The sequence below is a fragment of the Acidimicrobiales bacterium genome, from assembly GCA_036399815.1.
GTDB lineage: Bacteria > Actinomycetota > Acidimicrobiia > Acidimicrobiales > DASWMK01 > DASWMK01.
This window is the reverse complement of sequence record DASWMK010000067.1, coordinates 1-6,584: the sequence shown is the minus strand read 5'-3', so window position 1 is coordinate 6,584 and position 6,584 is coordinate 1. Positions and strand designations below refer to the sequence as shown.

The following is a 6,584-nucleotide window of genomic DNA, read 5'->3' as shown; positions in this document are numbered from 1 at the left end:
AAGCACCCACAACCGCTCCGCCTGCCGCGCCGCCGACCGGCGAGGCGAGGAGCCTGGCCGGTTCCAACGCTTCGCGATGCACCAACCGGTCGCGCCGAACCGCGCCACCGATGGCGTCGCCTGCCGCCCGACCGGGGCCGCGTGCGCGCCTGCCGCGCGTCAGGTGACCGGATGCCAGTAGCCACCGACGAGCTTCTCGCCATGCGCTCGAGCGGCGTCCTCGGTGGCGAAGCCGTCGCTCGGCCCCCGACCCAACACGGTCCCCGCCGCGTCGGTGATCAACAGCTGCCACCGCCCATCCGCGCTCTCCCTCGTCTTCACCGTCGCGTCACCGCCCTCACCGACACTCCAGGCATGAAGGTGCGTCACGTTGTTCTCCTTCCAAGTGCATGCCCGCCACGAGACGGAGGTGGTCTCCTCGCCTGCCCGGCCGTGCGACGCCGGGCGAATACCGTGTTCCGTGGCCTCGACCACGGCCGGGTCGGCGACGCATCCGACCGGCCGCGCCGCACCGGTGCCGCCTGCTGACCGGTTGGCGCAGCGTGGGCGGAACGAAGCGCCGGTCAGCTCACCGGGTGCCAGAACCCCCCGACGAGCTTCTCGCCGTGCGCCTGAGCCGCCTCCTCGGTGGCGAACCCGTCGCTCGGCCCCCTCCCCAACACGGTCCCGGCTGCGTCGGTGATCAACAGCTGCCACCGCCCGTCGGCGGCCTGCCTCGTCTTCACCGCCGCATCACCGCCCTCGCCGACACTCCACGAATGGATGTGCGTCACGTCAGAGTCTCCTCTCTCAGGTAGATGCCCGCCACGAGCTCACGCTCCGACTCTCGAACCGCCGTTAGCAGGCGGACCTCGGCGTCCGCGACGGCGAGTGGCGACATCGGATGCACCACCCCGCCGTGCCGAAGGACCGCCGTTGCGGACGCCGCTTGCCGTCATCGGACCCGGGGCCCGAAAACCAGCGCGCAGGTCAGCTGACGGGGTGCCAGTAGCCGCCGACGAGCTTCTCGCCGTGCGTCCGGGCAGCGTCCTCGGTGGCGAACCCGTCGTTCGGGCCCCGACCCAGGACCGTCCCCGCTGCGTCGGTGATCAACAACTGCCAACGCCCGTCCGCGGCCTTCCTGATCTTCAGCGCGGCATCACCGCCCTCACCGACGCTCCAGCCTTGGATGTGCGTCACGTCGTGCTCCTCCTGTCAGGTTCACGCCCGCCACGAGACACGCCCTCGTGTCACGGCACCGCCGAGCACCGCCGCAATCGCCGGGCAACGTAGCGCCCGACGGACGCGGCACGCCGGCGGGTGGAATGGACTGGCTGACGACGCTCGAGCCCGCGTCCGGCCGGACGCTGCGACGCGTCGCCGGGTGCGGCGGGTTGGAGCCGCTACGCCGCCCAGGTGCCCCGAGGCGAGGACCGGCGCCCTGCACCAACCCGTCCCGACAAGTGGGCCGTCGTCGGCGCGGCATGCCGGACGAGGCCGCGCGTCCGACCGCACGCGGGTCAGGCGACGGGGTGCCAGTAGCCCCCGACGAGCTTCTCGCCGTGCGCCCGAGCGGCGTCCTCGGTGGCGAAGCCGTCGCTCGGGCCCCGCCCCAGCACCGTCCCCGCTGCGTCTGTGACCAACAGCTGCCACCGCCCATCGTCGGCCTTCCTCACCTTCACCGCCGTATCTCCACCCTCGCCGACGCTCCAGCCATGGATGCGGGTCACCCGCCGCCTTCTCCTTCGTGTCGTTGGTCGCCGCCGATCCGTCGCGCCACGTCGCGACGGGAGCGTATCCGTGTGCCGCGAACGTCGCGAACGCCGCTCGTGGGGCGCCTAGGTTCGGGGCGTGCGGTTCGTGGTCGTGGGGGCCGGGGCGGTCGGCGGCGTCCTCGGCGCGCGCCTGGCGCTCACCGGCGCGGACGTCCACCTCGTCGCCCGGGGCGCGCACCTCGACGCCATCCGGTCGCACGGGCTGGTGCTGCGGTCGCCCGACGGCGACGTCACGGTCGACGTCGCCGCCTCGGACGTCGCCGGCGTTCGCCTCGCGGCGGGCGACGTCGTCCTGCTCGCCGTCAAGTCCCACGACACGGCGGCCGCGCTGACCGCGCTGGCGGCCGGCGCGGCCCCGGGCGTGGCGGTCGCGTGCGTGCAGAACGGGGTGACCAACGAGCGTGAGGCGCTGCGCCGGTTCGCGCGGGTGTCGGGCGTGTGCGTGATGTGCCCGACCGCCCACCTGGAGCCGGGGGTCGTCGCCGCCTACTCCTCGCCCACGACCGGCCTGCTCGACGTCGGCCGCTACCCCGACGGCGCCGACGACGTCGACGAGGCGATCGCCGCCGCCTTCCGGTCGGCCGGGTTCGGCTCGGAGGTCCTGCCCGACGTCATGCGCTGGAAGTACGGCAAGCTCGTCGTCAACCTGGGCAACGCCGTCGAGGCCGTGTGCGGGCCGCCGGCGAGGGGCGGCGAGGTCGGGCGGCGGGCGACCGAGGAGGGCGTCGCCGTGCTCGAGGCGGCCGGCATCCCGTTCGTCGGCGCCGAGGAGGACGCCGCCCGCCGGGGCGACCACCTGCGCCTCCGGCCGATCGCCGGCGAGCGCCGCCCGGGCGGGTCGTCGTGGCAGAGCCTGGCCAGGGGCCTCGGGTCGATCGAGACCGACCACCTGAACGGCGAGATCGTCCTGCTCGGACGCCTGCACGGCGTGCCGACCCCCGTCAACGAGACCCTCCAGCGCCTCGCCAACGCGATGGCGGCCGGGGGAGAGCGACCGGGAACCGTGCCGCCCGAGGTCGTGCTCGCCGGCGGTTAGGCGTCGGGCGGGGCGGTCAGTCGGGCCGGGCGACGCGGCGCCGGAGCGCGGCCAGTCGCTCGGCGAACGCCGGGTCCTCCATCGACTGCACCTGCGGGGCGAGCTCGCGCTCGACGGCCGACGGGTGGTCGTCGACCGCGGCCATGTCCGCCAGGGTCCGCTTGATCTCGGCCACCAGCTGACGGGGCGCCGACGCGGCCGCCCTGGCCACGTCCCGCGCCTCGTCGAGCAGGGTGTCGTCGTCCACGACCGCCCACGCCAGGCCGGTCCTCGCCGCGGCCTCACCGTCGAGCCGCCGCCCGAACAGGAGCATCGCCCTGGCGACGGCGTCGCCGACGGCCCGCCGCAGCAGCCACGTGTGGCCGCCGCCGGGGTGGAGGCCGAGGTCCAGGAAGCGGGTGTCGAAGCGGGCCGACCGGCCGGCGAGGCGGACGTCGCAGGCGAGGGCGAGGTTCATCCCCGCCCCCACCGCCGCCCCGTTCACGGCGGCCACCGTGGCGAGCGGCGACCGGGCGACCCGCAGGAACCCCTCGTAGATCGCGAGCAGGCCCTGGCGGGTGCCGCCGGCGAGGTCGCCGAGGTCGGCGCCGGCGCAGAAGGCGGGCGGTGCGCCGGTCACGATCACCGCGCCGATCCCGCCGTCCACCTCGAGGCGGTCGAAGGCGGTGACGATCCCGTCGACCATCGCCTGGGTCAGCGCGTTGCGACGGCCGGGGTCGTCGAGGACGACGACGGCGACGCCGTCCCCCGTCTCGGTGCGGACGCTCACCGCGACGATCGGTCGGGCTCGCGCACCACCGCCGGCGAGTGCCGGAAGAACTCCTCGACGTCCCGCTCGTACGTGTAGCCGGGCAGGACCGTCCCCATGGCCCGGCGGAGGCGCATAGCCTCGGCGTAGGCCTCGACGGCCCCGGCCGACGTGTGCTCGTACCGGAACCCGGCCCGCTTGAGGCGGCGGTTGTCGACCCCCCGCCCGTACCGCAGCAGGTCGAGCAGCTCGGGGGGCAGGTCGACGCCGGCCCGCCGCAGCGGCGCGACGGCCAGGCCGGTGGCGATGGGCGGCAGCGGGATCGTCCGCTTGCCGCAGATGGCGGCCACCTCGCTCCACGGGAGCAGCCCGTCGCCGGCGACGTTGAACACGCCGGGCACCCGGTTGTCGAGCACGAAGCGGATGGCCCGGATGACGTCGCCCTCGTGGACGAACTGGAAGCGGGGGTCGAAGCCGAACACCGACGGCACGAACGGCATGCCGAGCGCCTTCGACAGCGGCGTCACGATGTCGGTGCCGAGCACGTTGGAGAAGCGGAGCAGGCTGACGCAGACGTCGGGGTTGTCCTCGGCGAAGTCGTTCACGTAGCCCTCGACCTCGACGAGCGACCGCTCGACCCTCGTCGCCGGCGGGTCGCTGCGGGGCGTGTCCTCGTCGAACCACACCGGGTCGGAGGCCGCCGCCCCGTAGACCAGGGTCGACGACTTCACCGCCACCGTCCGCACGGTGCTGCCCGGCGCCGCCGCCGCGGCGAACAGGTTCATGGTCCCGATGACGTTGATCTCGTGCAGCCGGCGGGCCGGCATCTGCGTGGAGTCGACCATGAGGAAGGTGTGGACGATGGTGTCGACCTTCGTCGCCTTCACGACCCGGGCGAGGATGCCGTAGTCCGGCTCGCTGCGGACGTACTCGGTGCGCTCCAGCTCGACGGTGGGCTCCCGGGCATCGAGCCCGACGATGACGTCGACGGACGGGTCCCGCTCGAGGGACTGGGCCACCCGGCCGCCCCAGAACGTGCCGAGGCCGGTGATGAGGACGCGGCGGCCCATCAGCCGAACCAGATGCTGCGCCGGGCGCGCAGCATGTCGGCCAACGCCTCTTGGATGCGGCGCCGGATGGCCTCGGACTCGTCCATGATCCGGCTGCGGGAGTAGCGGGGCCGGTCGGGTGGGACGTCGAAGTGGACGGGGTCGAGGACCCGGAGCTTGAACTTGGCCGGCAGCGGCATGACGAGGCCGAGGACCGGGCCGAACAGGAGCTGGTTGGCGGTGACCGGGACGTAGGGCACGCCCAGCGCGCTCGCCACCCGGGGAACCTTGGCGACGATCGGCATCGCCTCCTCGGCGCCCACGACGGCGATCGGCACGATCGGCACGCCGGCCCGCATGGCGATCTCCACGAACCCGCCCCGTCCGAACCGGCGGAGCTGGTAGCGGTCCGTGTACAGCTTGCCGGTGCCCTTCGTGCCCTCGGGGAAGACGAGCACGAGCTGGCCCTGCTCGCGGAGCAGCCGGTAGGCGTTGTCCGGGTGGGCGACCACGCCGCCGGAGCGGGACCACAGCGTGCCGACCACCGGGACGGACTTGAAGAGGTGGTCGGCGAGGCCGTACACGGGCCGGCCGAGCTCGGTCTCGACGCCGTGCATGATCACGGGGGCGTCGGACGGCACCGCGCCGGCGTGGTTGGCGACGAGGAGCGCGCCGCCCGAGGTCGGGATGCGCTCGAGGCCGTCCCACTCGACGCGGAACCAGTTGCGGTAGATCGGCTCGTAGACCTGGCGGACGAGGGCCCGGGTGCGCTCCGAGCGGCCCCACTCGTCGACGTCGCTGCGCCGGGGGTCGGGCAGCGGCTCCTCGGCCGGGCGGGGGATCGGCACCAGGGCGCCGCGCACGGCTTCCAGCTGCGGGCGGCTCGTCGTGGACACGACGGACGAGGCTAGTGGGGGCGGCCTCCCGGTGGCTCACCCGGGGGCCGGCCGGGGCGGCCGGCGTCGGGGTCGACGGTGCGGCGTCGCATCCTGTCGGTCGCGATCGGGCGTGCGCGCCGCGCCGAGCGCTGGTCCCGGTGCGCCGGGGTCGTTCGGGTGCCGGTGCGGATGGCCTCGGGGGGTGCTGGTTCGTGCCGGGTCCGGTCGGTCGGGGTCGGGCGCGAAGGGGGCGACGGGGTGCAAGGCGGAGGGGTCGGCGGCGGCGGTCGCCGGTAGCCTCGGACCGTGCCCTCGACGTCGCCCGACCGCCCCGCGAGGCCGGGGCTGCGGGAGGCGGGGGCCGCCTTCCGGCACCGCAACTTCGCCGTCTTCTGGGTCGGGGCGCTGCTGTCCAACACCGGCAGCTGGATGCAGAACATCACGGTCCCGTTCGTCGTCTACGAGCTGACGCGGAGCGCCGGGTGGGTGGGCTTCGCAGCGTTCATGCAGATGATGCCGAACGTCGTCGTCGGCCCCCTGGCCGGCGCCATCGCCGACCGGTTCCCCCGCCGACGGGTGCTGATGGTGACCCAGTCGCTCCAGGCCGTCGTGGCCGTCGCCCTGTGGGCGGTGTGGGCGGCCGGGGTGGCGACCCCCGGCGTGATCGTCACCCTCGTCGCCGTGAACGGCCTGATCGCCGGGCTCAACATCCCGTCGTGGCAGGCGTTCGTCAGCGAGCTGGTGCCGCGGGAGGCGCTGCTCAACGCGGTGACATTGAACTCGGCGCAGTTCAACGCGTCGCGGGCGCTCGGCCCGGCGCTCGGCGGCATCGTCCTCGGCACGCTCGGTCCCGGCGCCGCGTTCCTCGTGAACGCCGGCTCCTACGCGGCGGTGCTCGTCGCGCTCGGGCTCGTGCGACTGGCCGCGACGCCGCGGCGGAGCGGCTCGCTCCACGTGTGGGCCCAGTTCCGCGAGGGGGTGAGCTACGTCCGGACCCAGCCGGGGATCAAGGCGTGCATGGGGCTCGTCACCCTGCTCGGGTTCCTCGGGATGCCGGTGTTCCAGCTGGCGCCGGTGTTCGCCCGTGAGGTCTACGACGTCGGCGGGGCGCTGTACGGG

The 6,584-nt window shown here is 74.3% G+C and carries 9 protein-coding genes; 2 read left to right on the top strand and 7 right to left on the bottom strand.

The window, feature by feature from the left end; translation table 11 throughout:
* Positions 1–159 precede the first annotated feature (159 nt).
* The 4 genes from VGB14_05145 to VGB14_05130 form a co-directional block, all read right to left on the bottom strand.
* A complete protein-coding gene (locus tag VGB14_05145; GenBank protein HEX9992295.1) occupies positions 160–474 on the bottom strand; it encodes a hypothetical protein in 315 nt (104 codons plus the stop codon).
* Positions 475–563: 89 nt separating this feature from the next.
* On the bottom strand, positions 564–773 hold the full coding sequence (locus VGB14_05140) for a hypothetical protein (protein ID HEX9992294.1): 210 nt from the start codon (positions 771–773) through the stop codon (positions 564–566).
* A gap of 196 nt (positions 774–969) precedes the next feature.
* Positions 970–1,179: a hypothetical protein gene (locus VGB14_05135; protein ID HEX9992293.1), complete on the bottom strand. Its 210-nt coding sequence runs from the start codon at positions 1,177–1,179 to the stop codon at positions 970–972.
* A 320-nt stretch (positions 1,180–1,499) separates the two neighbouring features.
* Positions 1,500–1,709 (bottom strand): hypothetical protein, encoded by a 210-nt coding sequence (locus tag VGB14_05130; GenBank protein HEX9992292.1) that lies wholly within the window; start codon positions 1,707–1,709, stop codon positions 1,500–1,502.
* 121 nt (positions 1,710–1,830) lie between these two features.
* On the opposite strand from VGB14_05130, the gene VGB14_05125 reads away from it, so the two are divergent.
* Positions 1,831–2,790, top strand: coding sequence for a 2-dehydropantoate 2-reductase (locus VGB14_05125; GenBank protein ID HEX9992291.1), 960 nt, complete (start codon positions 1,831–1,833; stop codon positions 2,788–2,790).
* A 16-nt stretch (positions 2,791–2,806) separates the two neighbouring features.
* On the opposite strand, the gene VGB14_05120 is transcribed toward VGB14_05125, so the two are convergent.
* The 3 genes from VGB14_05120 to VGB14_05110 are packed head-to-tail and all read right to left on the bottom strand — an operon-like array spanning position 2,807 to position 5,483.
* Positions 2,807–3,559 (bottom strand): enoyl-CoA hydratase, encoded by a 753-nt coding sequence (locus VGB14_05120; GenBank protein ID HEX9992290.1) that lies wholly within the window; start codon positions 3,557–3,559, stop codon positions 2,807–2,809.
* On the bottom strand, positions 3,556–4,608 hold the full coding sequence (locus VGB14_05115) for an NAD-dependent epimerase/dehydratase family protein (protein ID HEX9992289.1): 1,053 nt from the start codon (positions 4,606–4,608) through the stop codon (positions 3,556–3,558). The genes VGB14_05120 and VGB14_05115 overlap by 4 nt, the downstream gene beginning before the upstream one ends.
* Positions 4,608–5,483, bottom strand: a complete 876-nt coding sequence (locus VGB14_05110) for a lysophospholipid acyltransferase family protein (GenBank protein ID HEX9992288.1) — start codon at positions 5,481–5,483, stop codon at positions 4,608–4,610. Before VGB14_05110 ends, VGB14_05115 begins: the two co-directional genes overlap by 1 nt.
* Positions 5,484–5,771: 288 nt before the next feature.
* Between VGB14_05110 and VGB14_05105 the strand changes: the two genes are divergently transcribed.
* The coding region (locus tag VGB14_05105; protein ID HEX9992287.1) for an MFS transporter at positions 5,772–6,584 on the top strand (813 nt) is incomplete at its 3' end.

What these genes read in the sequence shown, in the direction of transcription:
- VGB14_05115 (HEX9992289.1), bottom strand. Translation starts at nt 4,608, where the DNA reads ATGGGCCGCCGCGTCCTCATCACCGGCCTCGGCACGTTCTGGGGCGGC.